At 64.3% G+C, this 22,579-nt stretch carries 1 protein-coding gene; it reads right to left on the bottom strand.

Features of this window, described 5'->3' with window-relative positions; all coding sequences use genetic code 11:
• Complete coding sequence (locus ACIQ2A_RS08950) at window positions 1-22,527, bottom strand: leukotoxin LktA family filamentous adhesin (RefSeq protein ID WP_398478027.1); 22,527 nt, start codon at window positions 22,525-22,527, stop codon at window positions 1-3.
• Window positions 22,528-22,579 lie beyond the last annotated feature (52 nt).

Genomic DNA, 22,579 nt, shown 5'->3' with positions numbered 1-22,579 from the left:
TCAATCGCCGAGAGATGTTGTGGATGCAAGGCCTTTCAGATTGACAACGGGCCCCTTGATCGGCCTGCGGACGCGACGATCGCGCAAGGCTTCCATGAAGTGCACGAACGCATCACCGCGGAAGAACGCGCCGCTGTAATCCGGCGAGTCATCACGCAGCAGAACCGAGCCGACGCCGGTGAAAGTACCAATGCGATCGAAGTCGCGCACCATGCTGCCGCCCGGCATGGTCAGGCCGTTACGCCATTCGATGACTTCCGCACGCTCGCTATATTGAACGACTGCCGCATTGGTGAAGGTGCGGACGCCGTTCTGGAACATGTAGAACTGCTTCGACGGCTGGAACAGCTGCACGTCGAAACCGAGCACCGGCTTCGGCGTGCGATTATCGGCCCAGACCACTGCCAACGGCGCGGTGAACTTCATCCAGCGGCCGATATAGGCATCGGGCATGGCGTAATCGAGCGCGTTGGTGCGGATATCCACCTCGTTCTCGCGCAGCAGCGGCATCACGACGCCCATTGGCGCATCCACATAGACGCGGGCGCGTTCACCCAAGCCGCCGCGATAACCGGTCAGCGTGAAGATCAGCGGTGTCGATTTATAACCGCTGGCATGCAGCGCATCAATCTCTGTCACCTGCGCAGCGATGGTGAAGGGATTATCGACCGTGGCATCGCGGAACCGGGCCGCGGCCGGCGTCTGCGCGAACAGGCTGGCCGAGCGCGAGGTTCCGATATCGATATCCGCGCCGGCGCTGAGATCCACATGGCCGCGATCATCGGCGCTATCGCGCGTCGCCAGCACATTGGCAGAGGCGAGTGCGCCGACCGCGGTGACGAGGATGTCGCCATGCAGGGCGGTGAGGTTGGAGACGCGGAAATCCTGCCGCGCATCCACATCGATGCTGCCATTGCCGGTGACGACGGAACCCGCATTGATGCTGGCGAGCGTGACCAGGTTGATGTCGCCGACCGTGGCCGAGGCATCGATGGCGTTGGTGCGGATGCGCAGCGGATTGGCGACATTGGTGATCAGATTGGCGCTGCCGACGGGCATGCCCTTCTGGTCCACCGCATAGCGATCGGCCTGGGTGACATCGCCTATGCCGAGCGCAGCGACGATGCGGATGCCCGCGCCGGCCGCGGTGGTCGTGAGATCCACCAGCCGGTCCGGATTCTCACCGCCGATCACATGACCGCCGGCGGTGATGTCGATGGCCGCCGCGCTGCCGCTGCCGGCGACGATGCCGCTGACCAGCGCATTATGCACGGTATCGACGCGCACCGAGCCGAGCTGCGCCGTGACCCGTGCGCCGCGCAGCATCTTCAGCGTATCGGCGGCGACATCAATATTACCGGCGGCGGAAATCACATTGCCGCTGGCGGTAATCACCCAGCGCTGGCCGGCCGACATCAGAATGTCGGTGCCGGCGGTGACCGGGCCGGCAATGGTGCCGTCATTGGCGGCGACCAGCGTGGTGGAGGTGCCGGACAGCGCCGCGCCGATGGTGAAATCGAGACCGGCGACGCCGTAGAGATTGATCAGGCCGAAATCGGCCGTCGCGCGGATGGTGCCACCCGGCGAGGTGCCGACATTGAGCGCATTGCCGAGCGTGCCGATGGAACCGCTTTCGGCGGTGAGCACGATATTGGCGCCGAGCACATTGACCTGGCGATCCTTATTCGCATTGAAGATCGAACCGGCGGCGCGGATATCCACGCGGTTCGGCGAATAGACCGTATCGATGAACGCATCGGGTGAGCCGTTCACACTGCCCGGCAGGGCGTAGAGATTAACCGCATTGAGCGCGCGCGCTGTGATGGTCGCGCCCTGCTGCAGGTTGAGCAGCAACGGCGAGCCGAGGCCGATGGAACTATAGGCGGATTCCAGCACGATATTGCCGGTCTTGATCGATGACACGCGGCCGGGATCGATCGACGCGAGATCGGCATTGGTCAAAGTGCCCAGCGCCTTGATGCGGGTCTCGCCGGGCACCGCGATCTCGCCCAGCGCAAGGCTGCCGCGCGACGCGATGAAGGCCTGCCCCTGGTCGATATTGCCCGTGGTGGTCACCTGATCCGTAACCGTGGCATTGAAGCTCGAGGTGCTCGCTACATTGAGCGGACGCTTCGACAGCACCGTGAGATAGGTGGAGGTGCGATCGAATACGCCGGCTGCCGCCGCATCGAGCGCCGCGCGCTGCACGGCGGTCATGTTAGCCTCGTCGAGGCCCGCCGGAATATCGACAGCCGTGTTTTTCAGCCCGAGCGCCACCGCGGCATTATAGGCCGCGATCTGCGCCGCCGACGCATTGGTTGGCAGCGACAGGCCACCAATGGTGATCACCAGGTCCGAGCGCTCCGCCGTGGCAAGTGCGATCTTCTGCGCATTGCTGAGCTCCTTCACCGGATCGTTGACCGGGGTCACCACAATGCCCGGCTTGCCGTTGACGATCATCGTTTCACCGATGCCACGATCGGCAAGGATGGTGACGTTGCGGCCGGAAACGTTCGGATCCTTCAGCACCGGATTGGTGTTGGTCACGGTCTTCAGCGCACCGGCATTAAGCGGGAAGCCGAGCGCCGTGGAACTCCAGGTGGCGCCCTGGGTCAGGCTGGTCTTGTCCGCCGCCGACGCGGCATAGCTGTAACCGGCGTCGTAGCTCGTGGTGAACGAACCGACCTGCGCATTAAGCTCGCGATAGCGCGCCGTGTCTGCCGCCGCCTGATTGGCGATGTCGTTGGCGATGCGCGTGGCGATATCGGCCGGTTCGACGCCGCCGTTATTGACGATCTCGATATTGCGATAATAGGCGGACAGACTCTGATACAGCGTAGTCCCGGGCTTGTAGGTGATCTGGTAGTTCGGGTCGTAACTCGCGCCACTATCCGCCTGGCCGACACGAAGCTGCCAGTATTGGCGATAGGCCAAGGTCTGACTCTGCTCGAAGGCAGCGATGGCCGCATTCTGGCGATCCTGGTTCTGCGTGCCCTGCCCCTTGATCAGGCCGAGCGATTCCCAATAGGCGATCAACTGGTCGGCAGTGCGCTTGTCGATCTGCTCCACCGGATTGCCGTCGAGCACCTGCCCCGCGGTCTTCAGCTTGACGTCGCCGCCGGCCGACACGATGGAATTGGCGAGGATGGTGCCGTCGCTGTTCTTTCCGCCGGTCGTATATTTGCTGGTCCAGTCGGTCGAATAGATATTGATATCGCCGAGCGCGCTGGCGCTGATGCCGTAAGAGGCCAGCAACTGGTTCGCAGGCGTGGTGGCCGGATCGCCAAACGGGCGCTGCGACTGGTCAGTGGTGAAACCGGTATTGACGTGCAGAGCGACATTGTTGGCCACCGAGCCGATCGAGCCGGTGAGCGAGGTCAGCGCCACGCGATCCGCCTGGATCAGCGACGATGACGAAGCGCCGCTGATGCTGCCATTGGCGAGCAGCGTGACGCTGCCCTTGCCGGCCACTTCATTGTCCGCCGTGACCTTGCCAATGACGAGATCGCCCAGCGTCTTGATCGACACGACGCCATTATTGGCCACCGCATCGAGCTGGCCGCGCACGCCCTTGAAGCTGGTGAGCATCACCGACACCGGCGCACCAATCGCCGAGCCGCCCTGCTCTGCCACGCCGCCGATCGACTTGCCCGATTCGAGCTTGATCGACTGCGCGGTGATGGTCGGATCGGTCGAAGCTTGGATGATGGACGAATTGTTCGCCTTGATCGACACGTCACCGGAGACATTGGTAACGCTGCCGCGCAGGGTGATGTCGGTACCTGAGGTAACGTTGATCGTGCCCTTGTCGGAACCGATGAAGTTGATCTTGATCTGGTTATCGGCCTTCAGCGAATGCGTGGTGATCTGCCGGTAATCGGACGACAGCGTATAGAAGGACGTCTGGCTCTTGTCGTCGCAAGACGAGGTCCAGCTGCAGCTATTGGTGAGCGCCGTCTGCGTCAGCTTGGTGTCACCATTGGCGATCAGCAGCGTATCGACGACCTCCTGAAGCGTAATGTCCTTGTTGGACACGCTGCTGGTCGTGGTATCGCCGGTGATGAGCCCCGTCTTCGGGTCGATGGTCTGAACCGTCTGCCGCGTCTTGTCCACCGAGACATAGGCGCCCGGCAGCATGTTCATGGACGGCGTTTGCGATTTGCCGCTGCCGCTCCACTGCGCCTGGCCGGCCAGCGCGCCGTCAGCGCTGGTGTAGGAATTGTTCGCCGACACGCCGAAGGCGTTAGTGATCGTGTAATCCGCCACGGTCTGCCAGATATAGCGCTGGCCCTGCATCGGATTGTAGACCGCCGTGCGCGTGCCATCGCCCGTAATCTGGGTCAGGCTTGTGAGCGGATCGATCTGGTCCTTGATGAATTTGCCGTCTTTGTCGAAGCCGCCCGGCACGAACTGGCCGGTCACCGCATCGATGATGCCCTGCTGCTGGTCGATATTCACGAGGCCGTTATTCCGGGTGATCACCGTATGCGTGGCATCGACGATGGCTGAATTTCCGGCATGCAGATGCACATCGGTGATATCGATCTTGCCCGCGGTGCCGCGGCCGTCCCCCTTCTGATCGGCGCCCGCATTCAGCGTGGAGAGCACCACCGGAACATTGATGTTGTTGGTGATGTTGATGGTGCCGAAACCGTCCAGCACATTCAGGCTGCCGCTGTTTGGCGACGTATTGATGATCTGCCCAAAGATCTTGATATAGCCGCCGCGCACGGTGGTGGCATCGACCACCACCTGCTTGGCATCCGCGTCATAGCTGGCGCCGACCTGGGCGGTGTAGATGCCCTGGCTGTTGCGCGCGCTTTCGGTATCGGCGAATTTGTAGGTTTCCTTCAGGCCGAGATAGTTCGCCGTCGCGATCGAGAAGCTGAGCTGGCCCGTGACCAGATTGAGCGTGATGTTCTTGCTGGGATCGCTGGCATCGACCACGAAATCATAGGTCGTCGGCGGGTTCTTGGTTTTGTCGGCACGGCCATATTCAGCCAGCTTCTGGGATACCGTCGTCGAAGTGAGGCCGCTCACGCCGGTGATCTTGCCGGCGTCCGTGGTGACGAGCTTGGTGGTCTGTTCGAGCGTCAGCTGCCATTCGGCGATGCCGCTCTGCACTGTGCTGTTGATGTTGAGATAGCGCGCCGACAGGAAGATCTGACCATTGGCGATCATGCCGAGGCCGGTCGGGACCAGTCCCTCCGGCGTGATGGTGCCGCCAGGCACCAGCGTCTGGCTCGCCGGGTCGCCGCCCACATGATAGAAGCCGTTCACATAGCTCGTCACCAGATCGCCATTGCGGGCGACGATGGAGATCGAGGCGGCGGTGATCTTGCCCTGGATATAGATGTTGCCGGCAGCGCTGGTGATGTCCACCGCGCCGGTCGGATTGTTGATCATCTTTCCGGTCTGCAGAATGATGTCCGGCGCCATCTGCAGCGTTTTGATATAGTCTCTATTTTGGGTGTCGCGCGGATTGTAGTAGGTATCGCTCTCCGGATTGTAATTGCTTTCGATCGTCACGCGGCCCGTGCTGAAGCCGCCCGAGGTGACGACGTTACCGGTCGCGAAATTGGCCGCCTTGCCGGTGGCCGCGGAAATGCCCGCTGCCGACGACACTTCGACATTGTTGACGATGATCCGGCCGGAATTAGCGATTGGAATATTGAGGTTGTTGAGCTTCAGCGTGGCCGCTGTTTCGTTGATGATCTTGATCTGCGCATCGCCCGGCGCGATGAGCTGGCCGGGGCCGGTCGTCTTGCCGTCGCCGGTCTTGATCGTGTCGGCGCCGAGATAGATGTTGCCGAGCTGCACTGTGACATCGGGGATCTCGATATAGGTGCTCTTGTTGCCCACCGATCCCGGCGTGCCGGCGGCTGCGGCCTTGGCCTTGTCGTTGAGGTCGGTCTGCCACGCGGCGACGGTCTTGCCCGAGGCGGGCGTCATGACCGCGGCCTTGTAGTCCGCTATGCGGGACGCCATGCCGATGACGGTGGTGGTCGTCTTGTTGCCGCCGGAATCCATACCGGTCAGCGTGCCGCCATCGATCTGTGTCTTGATGTAGTCCGCGCTATTGTTGACGCGGGTGATGGTTCCGGTGCTGCCCAGATTCGCCTTGTCATCAGCCAATGCCACATTGAGCGTGGCAATCAGCGTCTTTTCGTCGGTCGTCCCCGTCGTCGCGGCATTTTGGATGTCAGTGAGGTTCTTGCCGATTGTCGCCGCCGAGTCCCTTACGGCATTAACCGATGTCAGCAGAGAGCTGTTGCTCTGGACGATCGTGCTCTGGCCAGTAGAGACGCCGCTGAACGCGGTCGCGATATCGAAGCTGACCGAGTCGAACGGCTTGGCGCCTTGTGCGACATCGTTCTGGATGCTGACGATGGCGCGGACGCTATTGTTGATATCGTCCGCCGCCTTCTTCACATCCTTAAGGGAATCAATCGCATTTTTTAACGCCGTGCTGCCGGTGATCAGCAGCGAGTCGATGCTCGAAACCTTGCCCTGGAAATCCCGCGCGGTTTGGTCAGAGCCCCCCATCAGGGTGTCGTAGTTGAGAAGCCCACCGAGGCTGAGAAGCGCAGACTGGGCGTTCTTCTTGACCGCGTAATTTGCAGCCGTAGCATCGATCGTCGCCGTCAGCGAGTTCGGGTCGAGCTTGCTGCCATCCCAGGACAGAGCCACATTGCTCAATCCGGATGTCAGATAGGTGCCGATATTGGTCGTCACCTCGCCCTGGAACGTGGCGAGTGCATCGGTGAGCGCCTTCACCGTCACCGCATTGCTGCCAGCCGGCGCGCCCGCAGTGACGCCGTTCTTCAGGGTGAAGACACCTTTCGGATCCGTGGTGGTATCCATGAAAGCAAGACCGAGCGACACCAGCTTGTCCTGCAGGAACACGCGCTCGCTCTGATAGGCAGCCTTGGCGATCGTGTCCTTGTCATAGAGCGCGATCAACGAATCGATCTGGCCGAGCCGATCGAGGATCGCGCCGCCGGCCTGGAAGGTGCCGATATTCGCAGCTGGAATGGCGATATTGCCTGATGTCTCGATGCACAGGTTTCCGCCAGAGAAGCTGCAGCCGTCCTTGTAGGTGATCAGCAGCGACTTGGAGCGCGAGATGCCGGTATCGACGAGGCTGTCGATGATCATCGTGCTCTGGCCGGTCTGGGAAGCACTGCCGCCCTTGATATCAAGGGTGACGTCGCCGCCGCCGAACAGGTTGCTGAAGAAGGAGAGGAACTTGCTGGCGCCTTCGCGATAGATGTCTTTGCCGGTGCCGGCGGCGGTCGCGCTCAACACGCCCTTGTCGGCAAACAGAGCGATATCGCCGGCGGCATGCACGCCGGCCGTGGGGCTGACGTTACTGTCAGGCACGGCGAAAATGGTGAGAGAGGCATCGCTGGTCAGCGTCGAGACCGCATCCGGCGAGGTCTTCACAGGCAGCGCGGTGTCGTTATAGACATCGACCACCGTGTTGACCGACATCGCCTGCGCCTGATCGAGCTGGCTGCGGCCGGCCAGCAGCGTGACCGTACCGCTTTTCGGCAGCGAACCGTCTGATGGTGAGGTACCGTTGCTGGCTTCGACCTGCGCATTGCTGCCGACGGAGAGCATTGCAATAGCATTGACCGTGGCGTTCGCCGCACCTTCGGCTGCGCCGGCAAGGCCGCCGGTGGTGACGCTGGTGCGCGCATCCACATTGGCATTGTTCCAGGCTGCTGCCTTCACGTCGCCGACATCGACGATGAGGCTGCTGGAGTCACCGAATGTCACGCTGGCCTTGGGCGTAACCAGGACATTCGACTCGCCGCGCGGCAGCTGGATCGCACCGAGGGCGTCGACCTTCGTCTTCTGATGAACGATGATGTCGTTGCTGGCATTGATCTTGGCCAGGCTGACGCCGGTGGCCGGCGCCAACAGGTGAACGCTGCTGTTCTCGCCGATGCCGGCCATTGTGGTGGCCCGCACCTCGGTGCTGCCGACCGCCGCCGCCGCGTTAAGGAAGCCACCTGCGCCGGCCTTGACGTCCCAGCCCATCTGATCGACCGAGGTGACATTGCAGCCGGTCTCGCAGACGAAATAGCGCCGCACCGCATTCATCGCATCGATGTTCAGGTTCTGCGCATAGGCGGTGACATTGTTGCCGAGGCCCGCGATCACGGTGCTGTTGGTGAATTGCGTGAGCCGCGCGCCGGTCTTGCCGGCCACCGCTGCCTGGGAGCTGTCGGCAGTGCCGGAGAACACATCGGTGTGGCTCGCAGCAAGCGACAAGGCGCCGCTAGTCGCTTGCACCAGCGTCTTGCCAGATCCCGATGGGTTGGCGATCTGCGCAATAGTGGTCGCGAGCGATGTGGTGCGCGCATCGGACGACGCGCCGGCCACCAGGCCGCCGCTGCCCGTCGCCGAACTCGCCGAGGTGTCGTGGCTACTGGTCGCAGCGAGGCTGACCGAGCCGCCTTGCACCGACACCATATTGGTGAAGGTGGTGCTGGTGGTCGTATTGGTCGTGGCGTTGGCGTTGTTGGCACCCGCGGCGACGATGCCGAAAGCGCGGCCATCCGCGCCAGCGCTGGCCTGGCTCTTGTTGCTGGCGTTGAAGGTTAGCGCGCCATCGACATCAATCTTGCCGCTGTTGCCGTTGGCGATCGCCTGCGATGCGTCGGTGGCATTGGCGGAGGTGGCGGTGATGCCGGCGAAAATGGCCGCCGATGTGCCGCCGGCCGTCGCTTTGGCGCCGCCGGATTCCACCTGTGCATTGGCATTCAACGAGCCGCCCGTGAGGCTGCCGCCGGTGAGATCGATCTTCACATTCGGCGCCAGGCTGGCCGTGGCAACCGAGCCGCCACCGGCAATGCCGCCCGCAAGCGCGAAGCCCTGGGCGTTGGCGGTGGCGCTGTTGGCGGCATAGGCGTTCAGCGTGATGTCGCCGCCGGTGGTGATTCTGTCGTTCTTGATGGTGACCAGGACTGGCAGTTCGACCTTGGCGGTCGCGTCCGCGCCATTGGCTGCAATGCCGATGCCGCCAGCGACAGCCTTGGCTTCGGCATTGGCGGTGTCGCGCGAGGCCGCCTTGGCGGAGACCTTGCCCGAAGTCGATGTACCGCCATCGACCGTGAGGTTTTCCAGCGTGGTGTTGACCGAGCCGCCCACCACGGCGGAGGCTACCGACACACCGGCGGCACCGAGACCGGCGATGGAGAGGCCGGCGGCGCGGGCATCGAGCGCGCGCTGCGCGTTGGCCTCGGCGGACAGGCCATTCGTCATGTTGATGGCGAAGTTCGTGACGCCGGCGCGCGTGACCGAATTGTCGTTGATGATCGCGACATCGGCCTGCAACGCGGCGACGAGGCCGGCACTGCCGGCATAGGATTTGACGGTCGCGGCGTGAACCGTATTCGCCGCAACGGACACCGATGCCGCGTCAATGGTGCCGGTACCGCTGCCGGTGATGGTGGCCGTCGTGGTGCTGCTATTGGTGAGGATGCCGACGCCCGCGCCGGCGCCGATGCCGCCCACGGCCAGCGTGCCGGTCAGCGCATTGAAGCCGACCTGATCGCGGCCGTTGAGCGCAACGGTACCGCCCGCGGTGATATTGGCATTGCCGATGGTGGCGGAGGTGCCGGCCACGGCGGCATTGGGCTTGGTCACCTGGCCGGTGACATTGACCGTGCCGAGCTTGTCGGTCAGCGCAGCATTGGCATCATTCGCACCAGTGGTGGAGGCGGAGCCGCTCGCATTCTTCTTGTTGGCGGCAGCGACCGTGCCGGTGGCCGAGGCGCCGAGCTGGCTGCCCACCGACAATTTGCTGCCGGCGAAGTTGGTGACGCCGCCGGACCCGTCCGTCGTGTTCAGCCGGCCCATTGCATCGCTGTTCGGCGCAAAGCCGTCGCCGATCGAATAGACCGAGACGCCGGCCGACAAGGACACCAGCGAGACCGCCGCGCTCATGGCGGAGGAATCGATGGCCTTGTTGGCGAGCGCCGTGAGGATGACATCACGGCCGGCCTTCACATTGGCGCCGTCGCCAATGGAGGCGCCGACATTGCTGTTCAGCACGCCGACATCGACCGCGCCGGCGAGGCTGGCGAGACCGGACAGCGAGGCCCCGTAATTCTGCGAGACGATGCCCGTGAGATCGCGGGCGGTGACCACCACATCCTGATTGGTGCCGGTGCCGTCGCCATTGATGATGGCACCGGAATTGATCGTCGCGAAGGTGTTGGTGTTGAAGACATTGACCGTGATGGCACCTGCCGCGGCCACGAAGGCACCGGCGCCGCCGCCGACGGAGAAGATATAGGCGCTCTCGACGGACTCGGCATCGACCAGCACGCCCTGGCCATCGCGGGTGGCCGTGAGGTCGTCGCCGGTGAGGGCCTTGAAGGTGGTGCTGCCATTGGCGAGGCCGGTCACCCTGGCATTGGACGCAATGGTGGCTTCGGTGGTCTTCTTGATCAGACCGACGCTCACCGCAGCACCCACGCTGCCGCCGCCGGACAGTGCAATGCCGCCGGAGAAGGTCGCTTCGCGCGTGCTGTCGCTGGCGACGACGACGACATTGTTGCCGGCCTTGACGACGGCATTGCTGTCGATCAGTGCACGCGTGGTGTTGTCGATGGAGGTCAGCGACAGGCCACCGGCAATGCCGGCATAGCCGCCGGCCGCACCGGCCGCAGCGATCATGGCCAGATCTTCGGCCGCGAGCGCCGTGACCAAGATGTCCTTCTTCGCCGCCACCTCGGCGCCGTTACCGATGGTCGCCGTCGTGAGATTGCTGATGACAGCCGTGCTGATGCTGGCACCGACACCCGCCGCGCCGCCGACGCCCGCTGCGCCCACGACATTCAGCGAATAGGTATCGCTGGTGGCCGCCACCACGACCGACTGGTCGGTACCGGCGTTGGTGGGATCCTGATTGATCTTGGCATTGCTGCCGATAGTCGCTGTGATGGTGTTGAGAACGATCGGCACATTACCGGACAGGCCGACGCCGGCCAGACCGCCGACCGCACCGCTGACGACCACCGAACGCACGGTATCCGCCTTTGCGGCATTGACAATCACGCCGCGCGACGTCGCCGTCGTCGCATTGATCGTGCCCTTCTTCAGCAGCAGATAGGAGCCGATATCCTTGACGTCGCCGGTGGTCAGCGGCGTCAGCGACTGCTTGCCATTGGACACGCCGTTCAGCTGGGGCACGCCGATCTTGTCGCCTGAGATATAGTCGCTGAACCCGGTCTGATACGCCTTGATATAGGTGAAATCATTGTTCGAGCCGAGGCCGAGCGCCGTCACCACGGCGTCAGCGCCAATCGTTGCCGAGACCGTCGAGCTCAGCACCGTGACACCGATCGAGCCGCCGACGCCGCCGGCGGGACCGATGGCGCCGCCGCCGAGAGCCAGATTGTCCTCACCGGTGGAATTGGCGATGACACCAACATTGCCGGTGGCCGTGATCTCGGCCGCCTTGATCGTTCCCGACGAGGTCGTTTTCGTTCCGGCGACCTCCGCCTTGGTGGTCTCGTTGCGGGTCAACACGGTGACAGCACCGCCAAATCCGTCGCCGAGCGCCACGCCGGCCGCAAGGCCCAGCATCGCCTCCGTGGTCGTCGCGCTGACGACGACATTGCCGGCCGCCAAGTTACCCTGGCTGTTGCTCAAGACACCCGAATTGATCGTGGTGCCGGCATCGACCAAAGCGATCGTGGTCGGGAGTTCCGTCACTACCGTGAGGGCGACACCGCCGCCACCACCCGCCGCAATGCCGGCTGCGCCGCTATTGATGTCGATGCTGTTCGCCGAACTGACTTCGACGGTGCCGTTTTTCTCAAGCGCCGCATCGACAGTCGAACCGCCATCGATCCGCGCCTGGGTATCCGGCTTGAGGACGACAAGATTGAGGCCGCCCGCGGCGCCCTGCGCCAGCGTGGCCGTGCCGATGATGATCTTCTCGTTGTTCTCCGCATGGACGCGGACGCCGCCATCGGCCTTCACCGTGGAAGCGGTGATGGTCGCTGCGGTCTTGGTCGCATCGGTGAGGCTGACCAGCGCGGCGGAGACACCGGCCGCGGTGGCCGCGACGCCATAGCCGTCCATCTTGCGCTGCGACAGCGCCGCAACATTCATGGCACCCGCGGCGATATCGGCGCCATTGGTGACGGTCGCGGTGTTGTTGACATTGACCACGGCCACCGCGATGCCGGCGCCGCCGCCGATGCCCGCCGCAACCGCGCCATCGGCGATCTTGGAATCAACGACATCGACGGCGCGCACATTGACGCTGCCGCCAGCCTTGACCGTCGCCGAGCCGATGGTCGCCGAATTGCCCGGCGCAATCGTGGTCGGCAATGTCTGCTGCAGGGTCAGCGCGCCCTTGTATTTTTGCGCGTCTGCACTCGCCTTCTTGACGTCGCTATTGGTGGATGACGAGAGGAACTTGCTATCGATGCTGTCGTCCGATAGCTGCCGCTGGGCATTACCATTGAACGAGCCATTGCTGTTCATCTTCGCGCTTTGATCCGCATCCGGACCATTGGCGATAGCCAGCACCGAGATCGCCGCACCGACACCGGCGACGCCGCCTGCCACGCTCGCCACGATGGACGAGGTCTGGCGGTTGCTCAGCGCATTCACGGTGACATCGCGCGCCGCATTGACGATGGCGCCATCGCCGATGAAGGCGCTGGTGGCATCGGCGATGACAGCCACATCAACGGCGCCGCCAATCCCGGCGATGCCGCCAGCCAGCACGGCTTCCTGCATCGACACCACGGTGCTGCTGCGCGCCGTGACGGTGACATCCTGATTGCCATTCGCGTTGGTATTGATCGTGTTGATCTCGGCACCGCTCGCAATGCTCGCGCGTGTCTGATCGACGAACACTTCGGCCGCGACCGCGCCGGCGACGCCTGCATAGGCACCGCCCGCGCCCGCCACCACAAAGCCGGCGACGCTCTGGCCCGAATTCGCCTGCACCAGCACCCCGCGGCCCTTCCGCGTGTTGCTGAAATCGGTGCCGGTATATTCGTCGAGATCACTACCATTGCCGAGGCCGGTGACCTTGGCACCGGCATCGATGCTGGCGCTGGTGTCCTTGACGATAACCGAGAAGCCAATGCCCATGCCGACACCGGCGCCGCCGATGCCCACCGCGAGCGTGCCGCCGGTCACGGCCGCACGCGTCTGGTCGTCAGCGAGAACAACGACGTTACCGTTCGCGAAGACAGTGGCGCCGCTGTCGATCAGCGCTGTGGTGGTGCTGGTGGAGACGAAGCCGGCGAGGCCTCCGGCGACGCCGGCCGTGCCCGCCGCGCCAACGCTCACGGCCGCGCCGGCATAGTTCTCGCTCGCCCGCGCGGTGACCGCGACATCGTTCGCAGCATTGAGCGTGGCACCCACACCGATGGACGCCGTCGTATTATTCTTGAAGATAGCCGTCTGCGCGCCAGCGCCGACGCCGGCGGTGCCGCCCACTGCGACCGAGCCGGCAATGCCGAGATGATAGAGATCGCTGCTCGCCGCCACGGTAACCGACTGGTCGGCATTGCCCGCTGCGACGCCGCTCTTGTTGATATGCGCACCGCCGCCGACGGTGGCCTCCGTGGTGCTGATCACCACCGGAAGATCGCCCGAAATGGAAACGCCGGCCGTGCCCGCCGCCGAGCCGCTGACCGCGACCGAACGGAACTCGGCCGTGGCGGCAGCCGATACGGCCACGCCACGCACGCCGGTTGTCAAGAGCTCGGTGTTGCGCTTCAGCCCGATTAGCGATGCACCGGCTTGCAGACCGTCGACAACAGTAACGGGATTGACCTCGTCGAAGGACTTGTTCGTGCTTGTGAGCGACGACGCGCCGGGAATGACCGACAGTGCATCCGTCACGTAATCGACGAACGATCCCTTGATGCCGGTGACGACATCCGTCACACGGAAGCGGCCGAGGCCCTCGACGCTCGCATTGCCGATGGTGGCCTGGGTGGTCTGCAGCGCGACCGACACGCCGATGGCGCCACCGACGCCGGCATTGCCGCCCACAGCACCGCTGCCGATCAGGCGGTTGAGTTCGTTGCTGTCGCGCGCGAGAACGGCGACATTGTTCTGCGCGAGAATGTCGGCGCCATCGGCGACGCTGGCCAGCGTCTTGCCGTCGAGCGTGAAGGACCCGACCGAGCCGGCCACGCCGGCATCGCCGCCGGCCGCAAAGCCCGCCACCAGCGAATATGTGTTTTGCGCGCTCGCAGCGTCCACGATCACGTCGCCGCCCGACTGGATGATCGCCTGTTCGGCGATCAGCGCCGTGGTGCGCTTGAGCAGCACATTGGCATCGACACCGGCACCAACGCCGGTATTGCCACCGACGCCGATGGTGCCGGCGAGATCGACGACCAGCGTCGAGTCCTCGGCCGCGACGCGCACCGTGCTGGTGCTGTCGGTCGTGGTGATCTGTGCTTTCTTGCCGATGGTGGCGCTGACATCGTTTGTCAGCACAGTCGAGGCGAGCGCCACCGCGACGCCGACATTGCCACCGCCCGAGCCGGACACGACGGCATCGACAACGATCTCCTTGTCGCTCGCCGTCACCTCCACACTGCCCTTGGCATCGACAACTGCTTGTTCGCCGATGGACGCCGAGATCGTGTTGTTGATCAAGCTGACCGCAGCCGCACCGCCGACGCCGTTATTACTGCCGATGGAAATGACGCCGCCGACATTGACCAGCAGCGTATTGTCCGCCGCATTGACCGACACATCGCCGGTCTTGGCCGTGATCTTCGCGCCATTGCCGATCGATGCATCGCTGGTGATGAACTGGAGCAGCGGCGTGGCCACGCCCGCAATGGCATTGGAGCCCGCGGCAGCGCCGGCCACGGCGACATCGATCAGCCGCTCGCTGGTCTGTGCGGAGACCTTGACCGAACCGGCATCGACGATGGTGGTGCTGCCAGAATCGGTTTCAATATGCGCGATGGCCTTGTTGCGCACGGTGGTGTTGATCAGCGTGCCGCCGATGGCGTTATTGCCGCCGCCGGCAAAGCCGCCGGCCAGATTGAGTGTATTGACTGTGTTGCTGGCCGCGACATTGACGAGGCCACCCGATGTCAGCTCGCTCCCGGCGCCCGTCTTAGCGGTCACTTCTGCACTGGAATAGATGACGCCGAGAATGCCGGCAATCCCGTTGGAATTGGCGATGCCCGCGGCGATTCCGAACAGATCGATATTGTGATCCGCACCGGCAACCACGCCGATCGAGCCCGAATTGGTGATCTGGCTGCCAGCGCCAATCGAGGCACCGACCTTGCCGGAATTGACGATGATGCCGAGCGAAATGCCGGCGGCATTGGTGCCGCCGGAGCCTGCGAGCGCGCCGACCAGCGTGCGCGAAATCGCATTGTCCGCAGCTGCCACGCTCACCGCGCCGGTGGCGTCCATCTTCGCGCCGGTGCCGATCGAGGCGCTGGACCCCTGCAGCATGACCTGCAGCGCAAAGCCGCCGGAAATCGCAAGCTTGTCGGTGGACGCCGAGCCCGCCACCACTTCGGTGTAGAAATTGTTGCTGCCGAGCAGCGGCAGATCGCGCGCCTGATCCGCTATGTCCTTCAGCGAACCAAGAATCTTGGTCTTCTCGGTCGCAATCAGCCTGGCGAAATCGTCCTTGAAGGTGCCGACGGCATCCTTCGCCTTGGCGGCGCTATCGATATCGCCGATCAGCGTCTTGGTGCTATCGAGCTGTGCCTGCATATCCTTGTTGACGTCGGCCAGCGCGGCGGAGCCGGTTTTCACCAGTTCCTTGATCGACGAGAACAGATCATCGACGCGCGCATTGGTGGCCTTTACCCCTACGCTCGCGGCGTTGATGGTCGCCGCATTCCCGATGCTGGCGCTGTAGCTGTCGTTGGAGATCACCGCGGCGATCGAGGCGCCGACGCCGGTGCCGCCGGTGGAATAGCTGCCCGACCAGGCCTTCGCCGTCAGCGCGCTGGTGTTCAGCGCCGTGACTTCGAGCGCGCCTGCATGGGTGGCCGCTCCGACGCCATCGATCGTGACCTGATCACCGATGCTGGCCGTGGTCTTCGAATTCGAAATGCCGATGGCGAGCGCGCCCGCTACTGCGAGCTTCTTGCCCGATGCGCCGGACATGGCTTCCGCGGTGAAACCGCCGAGCCCGTTATTGACATCCGAGATTGCCGCCACGGTGACGTCGCCGCCGGCATGGACCTTCACCGATTTGCCGATGCTGGCCGTCGTCGTGTTGCCGACAATGGCCAGCGCGGCGCCGACGCCGATGCCATTGTCCTGCTTCTCGGACACCGACGCGGCACTACCGAGCGCCTGCACCTGATCCTTGCTGGCGGCCTTCACCAGCAGACCGTCTGCGACTGTCAGCGTCAGCCCATCGACGACCTGCGCCTTGACGCTATCGCCGACAATGGCCGCACCAAGAGCCGCTGCGACCGACAGCTTGCCGCCGCTATCGGCATTGCCCGCGCCGTCTTTCTGAATGCCTTTCTGCTCCTGATCCATCGCGCCCTGGGCGGGCGCGGAGCCGAGCGTCTTCGAACTCGTGGAATTGCTGCCGCTTCCTGCACCAGTATCGGTAGCACTGCCGCCGCTGGCGGTGGCGGTGGCCGACGCCACATAGCTGTGGGTGCCCGCCGCGGTGATCGCCAGCTTGCCGGTATTTGTGCTCGTGCCTGCGGTAGTGGTGATGTCGCGTGCGATGCGCGCCGTCGTATCCGTGGTGACGGGGCCGCCATCGGAGGACAGGAGATTGAACAGGCCGGTGCCGGTGATCAGCGCTACCGCGCCGCCAATCGCGGTGTTGCCGGTGGCGGAGCCCGAGGCGATCGCGCTGTGCGAGCCGACACTCGCGGCGCTCACCGAGACATTGCCACCGACATTGAGCAGCGCACCGGATTCGATCGCGGCGGTCGTCTTTTCCTGCAACACAGTGACAGCGACCACCGCATCGAGCGCAGTGCCGCCTTTAGCGCCGGCCTCCGCCATCGTGTCGGTGTCGAGGCGCGTGTCGGCCTTCACCGACACCGCCTTGGCGCCGGTGACGGTGGCATCCTTCGCGAGAATCGCTTCGCTGCTGTTCAGCACCGTGTTGAGCCCCACCGAGGCGCCAATGCCAACCTTGGCATCCTTGCCGTCCTGCGCGGCTAGCGCCGACGCGGCCACATAGGCTTCGTTATCGGCGGCGATGGTCACGCCATCGATCGCACCGACCGGTGTAATGACCACATGCGCATTGGGCGCAAGGCTCGCACTGCTGGTGCTGGTGAGCACATTGACGGCGAGCGAGCCGGCAATCCCGATCTTCGCGCCACTGGCGCCCGATTTCGCCACGGCAACGATCTGATCGAGGCGCCCCAGTGCCGTAGTAGCGGATGCTGCCTTCGGCATGGTGGGGCCGCCGACCACAGCAGGCGACGGCGTGCCGAGATCGGTCTTCAACGCCGCAACGTTCAGCGCCGATGCGCCATAGGTGCCGGCCGCCACACCGGTGATCTGCCCGGCAGTGGTTGCCGTTGCCGCTGTGCCGAGTTCGGCACGGTTGTCCACCGAGACGACATTCACCGCCACCGCGGCCCCAACGCCGACCTTGGTGGGTGTCGAGCCGCTCCCTGAAGCGGCACCGGCCGAACCATCGGCGCTGGTCTTGGCATCGACATTCGAGATCGACGCAACCGACAGCGCTCCGCCGGCCTGCACGCCCACCGATGACGGCACGAAGGCCTTGACCGTGACCATGGATACATCGACGGCAATGGCCGCCGCGACGGCGACACCACCCTCACTGGTCGTGGCCTTGCCATCGGCGCTGGTCTTGCCGGCCGCGATGGTGGACTTCTGACTGTCGTCGCCGATCTTGGCGTCGGTCATACGCTGGGCGCTGTCGCCGGACTGCTTCTGCACCTTCTGATCGACCGAACCATCCTTGTCGGTCGATTTGCCGCTGTCATCGGTGCCGTTACCGCCTTGCGCGCTGGCAATCGCCGCTGTGGCCGCGAGCGACGCACCATTTGCGGCAAAACTCACAGAGCCGGCCGTCTTGATGCTCGACGACGTGGTTGCGATCGTCTGTTCGTCAAGGATGGCGATAGCCAGCGCTGCGCCCACGGCGGCCTTGCCGCCAGCGGCCGATCCGCTTGCCTGGGTGAGCGCACTCGTCAGCTGCGTGGCTTCAACCGATACGTCGCCATGCGCCTCGAGGCCGCCATTCAGGGCGCCGATCGACGCCTTGGTGCGATCCGACACAAGGCTCGTGGCGATCACCGGCGTAACGGCAACGCCGCCCTTGGCGCCCTGCTCCGCCTGCGTGACGACGCCGTGCAAGCCAAAAGCCTGCAGCGTCACATCGTCCGCGCCGGTCACCGTCGCATTGTCGATGAGTTCGGCTGTCGAGCGCGTGGCAACGAGATTGAGCGCCACGGAGGCGCCGACGCCAACCTTGTCACCGGAGGCACCACCGCCGGCCGGCATCGCGCGCGCGATGGTCGAGCTTTCATTGTCGCTAACGATGGAAATCGCACCGGCGGGGCCGGTGATGCGGACGGTCGCCGAACCACCCACCTGAGCGGAGCTCTGCGTATCGACGAGATTGAGCGCCACCGCGCCGGCAAAGCCGACATTTGACGCACCGGCACCCGCGGAGGCATTGCTCTCGAACACATTGAGGCGCTGACCGCTATTTGCCGCGATGGTCGGCTTGGCCTGTTTGGCGGCATCCACCGCCGCCGGGCTTTTCACCGTGACCGCAGGCGCGGTGACGCCAAGATTGTCCTGCGCTGCCTTCATCGCCAGCGAGGCAACCGAATACTGGCCGGCCGTCACGCCGGCAACTGCCGCCGCTAGGCCGGACGACAGCGGCGAGCCGATGCCAAGCAGTGCGTCGTTATTGGTGCGCACGAGATTGATGGACAGGCCAACACCGATGCCGACCTTGGCCGTCGCATCATCGCTGCCGACAGCCGAACCATCGGCCGTGGTCTTCGCGTCTACATTGGACACCGAGGTGATCGACAGTCCACCTATGGCGGTGACTCCGATCGCGGCGGGTACATAGGCCTTCACATTCGACTGCAGCACCGTGGCGCCGATGGCGGCGGCGACTGCGACCGAGCCTTCGCTGGTCTTGCCCTGGCCATTCTCGCCTTCGGCGGCCTTCTTCGTCGCCTCTTGCTGGCCATCCTTGCCGATATTGGCGCTGGCCTGCTTGCCGCTGGCAAGCTGAGTCTCCTTGCCGATCTTGGCATCGGCAGAAGCGTCGCCATCGGTGGAATTGCCGTTCGCATCGGCCTCCTTGCCGCCGGAGGCGCTGGCCACAGCCGCCGTCGCGGCAAGCGCTGCGCCCTTGGCGGTGAAGCTGACCGAGCCGCCGCTATTGATATTGGACGAGGTGGTGGCGAGGGTTTGCTCGTCCAGCACTGCAACGGCCAGTGCGGCGCCGATGCCGGCCTTGCCGCCGGCTGCCGTGCCACTCGCCTGTGTAAGCGCGGTGGTGAGCTGCGTCGCCTCGACGCTGATGTCGCCGCCGGTAACGAGCCCATTGGTCAACTGGCCGATCGATGCGCGCGTGCGATCCGAGGCCATAGTGAGTGCCAAAGCGGGCGTGACCGACACACCGCCTTCAGAGCCCTGCTCGGCCTTGGTGTCGATCGCGTGCTCGCCGCTCGCCTTCAATGCGACGGCTCCTGCGCCCGCGAGCGAAGAGCCATCGGCAAGTTCCGCTGTGGACCGCGTGGCAACGATATTGAGCGCCACCGAGGCGCCGATGCCGACCTTGGCTCCCTGCACGCCGGTGCCGGATGGACCGGCGAGCGCTGTCGCCGTGGAGAGATCGCCCGCCGTCACCGAAACGCGGTTATTGTTCAGGATCGCGACGGCGCCGCCGATGCGGGCGAGGCTTTCGGAATCCAGCAGGTTTGTCGCCAGTGCGCCGGCTACGCCGACATTGCTAGCCGCGGCGCCAGACGTTGCGCTCACCGAGAATGTATTGTCGGCAGCGGTGCCACTCATGGTCGCCGAGATATCGAGCGCGCCGGTCTGGATCTTCTGGTCCAGCAGCGACTTGTTCGAAATATGCGACAAGCCAATGCCGACGGCCACACCGACACCATTGTTGCCACTGGCGCTGGATCCATCGGCAATCACGGTGGAGGCATTGCCGGTGAGGCTCTTGATCGCCGTGGCGCCGGTGACCACCGCCTGGGTGGAGGACGCCATCTGCGCCAGCGTGGTGGAGGTCACGTCCGCGATGGCAAGCGCGCCCACCGCCTTGACGCTGCCACCGCTGGTCTCGGCCTGATCCTTGTATTTTGCGTCGGTCAGATATTTGTCGCTGTTGCTGTCGCCTTCCTTGCCGCCCTGGGCGGAGGCTTTTGCACTGGTGGTGGCCACGACGCTGGAGGTCGCCGCAAGCGTCAGCGAGCCCGCTTCGATCTTCGCCGTATCGGTGATCACCGCAGACGTGGTGACATTGAGGATATTGACCGCGACACTTGCGCCGACCGCAGACGAGCTGCTGGCATCAGCCTTCGCGGTGCTGCTGACGATATTGTCGGCGGTGAGTTTCAGCGCGCCGGTGACCTTCATCTCGGCATCACCGCCGATGCGCGCACGCGCGGTGCTGGTAACATCCACCAGCGCTGCAGCGGCACTGCCGGACATGGTAAATTCCAGCGTGGTCGTCGCCTTTGCGGCCAGCGTCGCCGAAGCCGCGGCAATCTTGGCGCCGCTGAGCACATCGATTGTGGCAGCGACATCGCTAATGCCGAGCACACTGGCGGACTTGTTCACTGTCGCCAACGCTGCGACATCAAACTTGCCCGACAGCGTTACGTCCGCATTCTGTACGGTCACCGAAGCCTGAGGCGTCGCATTGGCCGCAGTGGCATCGGCAATGATCTTGAGATCGCCGGCCGTGATCACCGCCCGCTTGTTGGACGCATCGCCGATCAGCACGGAGGCATCGAGGCCGTTCTTCGCGATGGCGTTCAATGTCACCGTACCGGCCGCGCCGCCGCCCACCGAGCCGGCGAGGATTTTCGCACCACCCTGGAGGACGAGGTGCGGTGCCGTGAGCGTGACGTCGCCGGAGCCGCTGGCCGCGGTGGTATCGATAAAGCCATCCGCGGCAATCGTGATCAGCTTGTCCGCGACCAGGATAACGCTACCGCCGTTGGTCGTGATGTTCGGCTTGTGCCCCGCATCTTCGGACGCGAAATTGCCGACAATCAGCTCATCCGGATCAATCAACAGCGTGCCGGCCTTGCCGGCGCTCGCACCAAGATCGACGTCGATCTTGCCGAGCGCCACCGTCTTGACCGCACTGAGCTCGACGAAGCCGCCATTGCCGGTGCTGCCGGCCGCCGCGCTGAACTTCGCGCCATCGGCCACCGCAAGATTGTTGTCGGCCTTGGCGATGATCTCGCCGGCATTGGAATTCTTGCCGACACCCGCGACGCTCATCTTTGCGGTGCCGCCGATGGCGATATCGCCGCCCGAGGTTACGGTGATCTTGCCGCCATTGACGCCGGCAGCGCCGTTGGCCTTGAGCGAACCGGTGACATGGACCGATTTACCGGATGCAACGGAAATCGTGCCGGCGCCGCTGCGACCGGCGCCGGCGCGCACCGTACCGGAGATCGCCACACTATTGGCACCGCTGATGGAAATGCTGCCGCCATGGGCGACAAGCTGGCCGCCGCCCTTCCAGCCCTTGGTATTGACGGTGGCGTTGAACTGCGCGCGCTGCTCCGCCGCGCGTTGTGCGGCCTGCAACGAACCTGCGATCTTGATATCAGTCGCGGTGATCTTGATCGATTGCGTGGCATTGACGCGGCCATTGATGACCACCGAACCATCCGGCGACAGCGGCACGTCGCCGGTGACCACACGCGCGACAAGCCCGTCATTGACCTTGCCGTTCACGATCATCGCATCGATGGTCGCCTTGTTCGGCGTGACGACGGTGAGGCTGCCGACATTGACGCTGCCGCGTGCCCCGACCACGAGGCCGTAGCTGTCGGCGAACACCACATTGCCGCCGATGCGGCCGTTCTGATACGAATTCAGCGTGCCCTGGATATTAACCTGGCCCTCGCGCACGATGTTGACGAGCTTGCCGGCCTGATCGGGCACGATCAGGTTGACGGTGTTGCCTTCGGCCGCCGAAAACGTCTTGAACGAATTGAACGCGTTGCCGCCGCTCATCGTCTGGGTGGTGATGGTGGTCGTGCTGCCGTTGACGCGCACATTGGTCGCGGTCTGCCCATCGGTCACGATGCTGTTGCCGGGCGACTGACGCTGCACGCCGGCGGGGACCGTGGCACGCGCCTGCGGCGCTGTGGGCATCCGCGCCTGCATGCCGCCAAGATTGACCGCCTGCGCATGCGCCTTCGGTGCGTAGGACACCAACGCCATCGCCGCCAGCGGCAGCCAGGATGCGCCGCGCATCAGCGACAACCGGCGGGAGCGCGTGGAGCGGCTGGCACGATGAGCACTGGCAATCATATCGTTTCTTCTCGGCAATCTGGCGCGCGCCACCGTTCGCGCGCAAGCCGTG

Source organism: Tardiphaga sp., from assembly GCF_044336785.1.
Lineage (GTDB): Bacteria > Pseudomonadota > Alphaproteobacteria > Rhizobiales > Xanthobacteraceae > Tardiphaga.
Note: the sequence above shows the minus strand (reverse complement) of the source record. Positions and strands in the feature narration are given on the sequence as shown.

Bases quoted from the DNA above. Each gene is read 5' to 3' on its own strand.
- ACIQ2A_RS08950 (WP_398478027.1), bottom strand. From the start codon at position 22,527: ATGATTGCCAGTGCTCATCGTGCCAGCCGCTCCACGCGCTCCCGCCGG.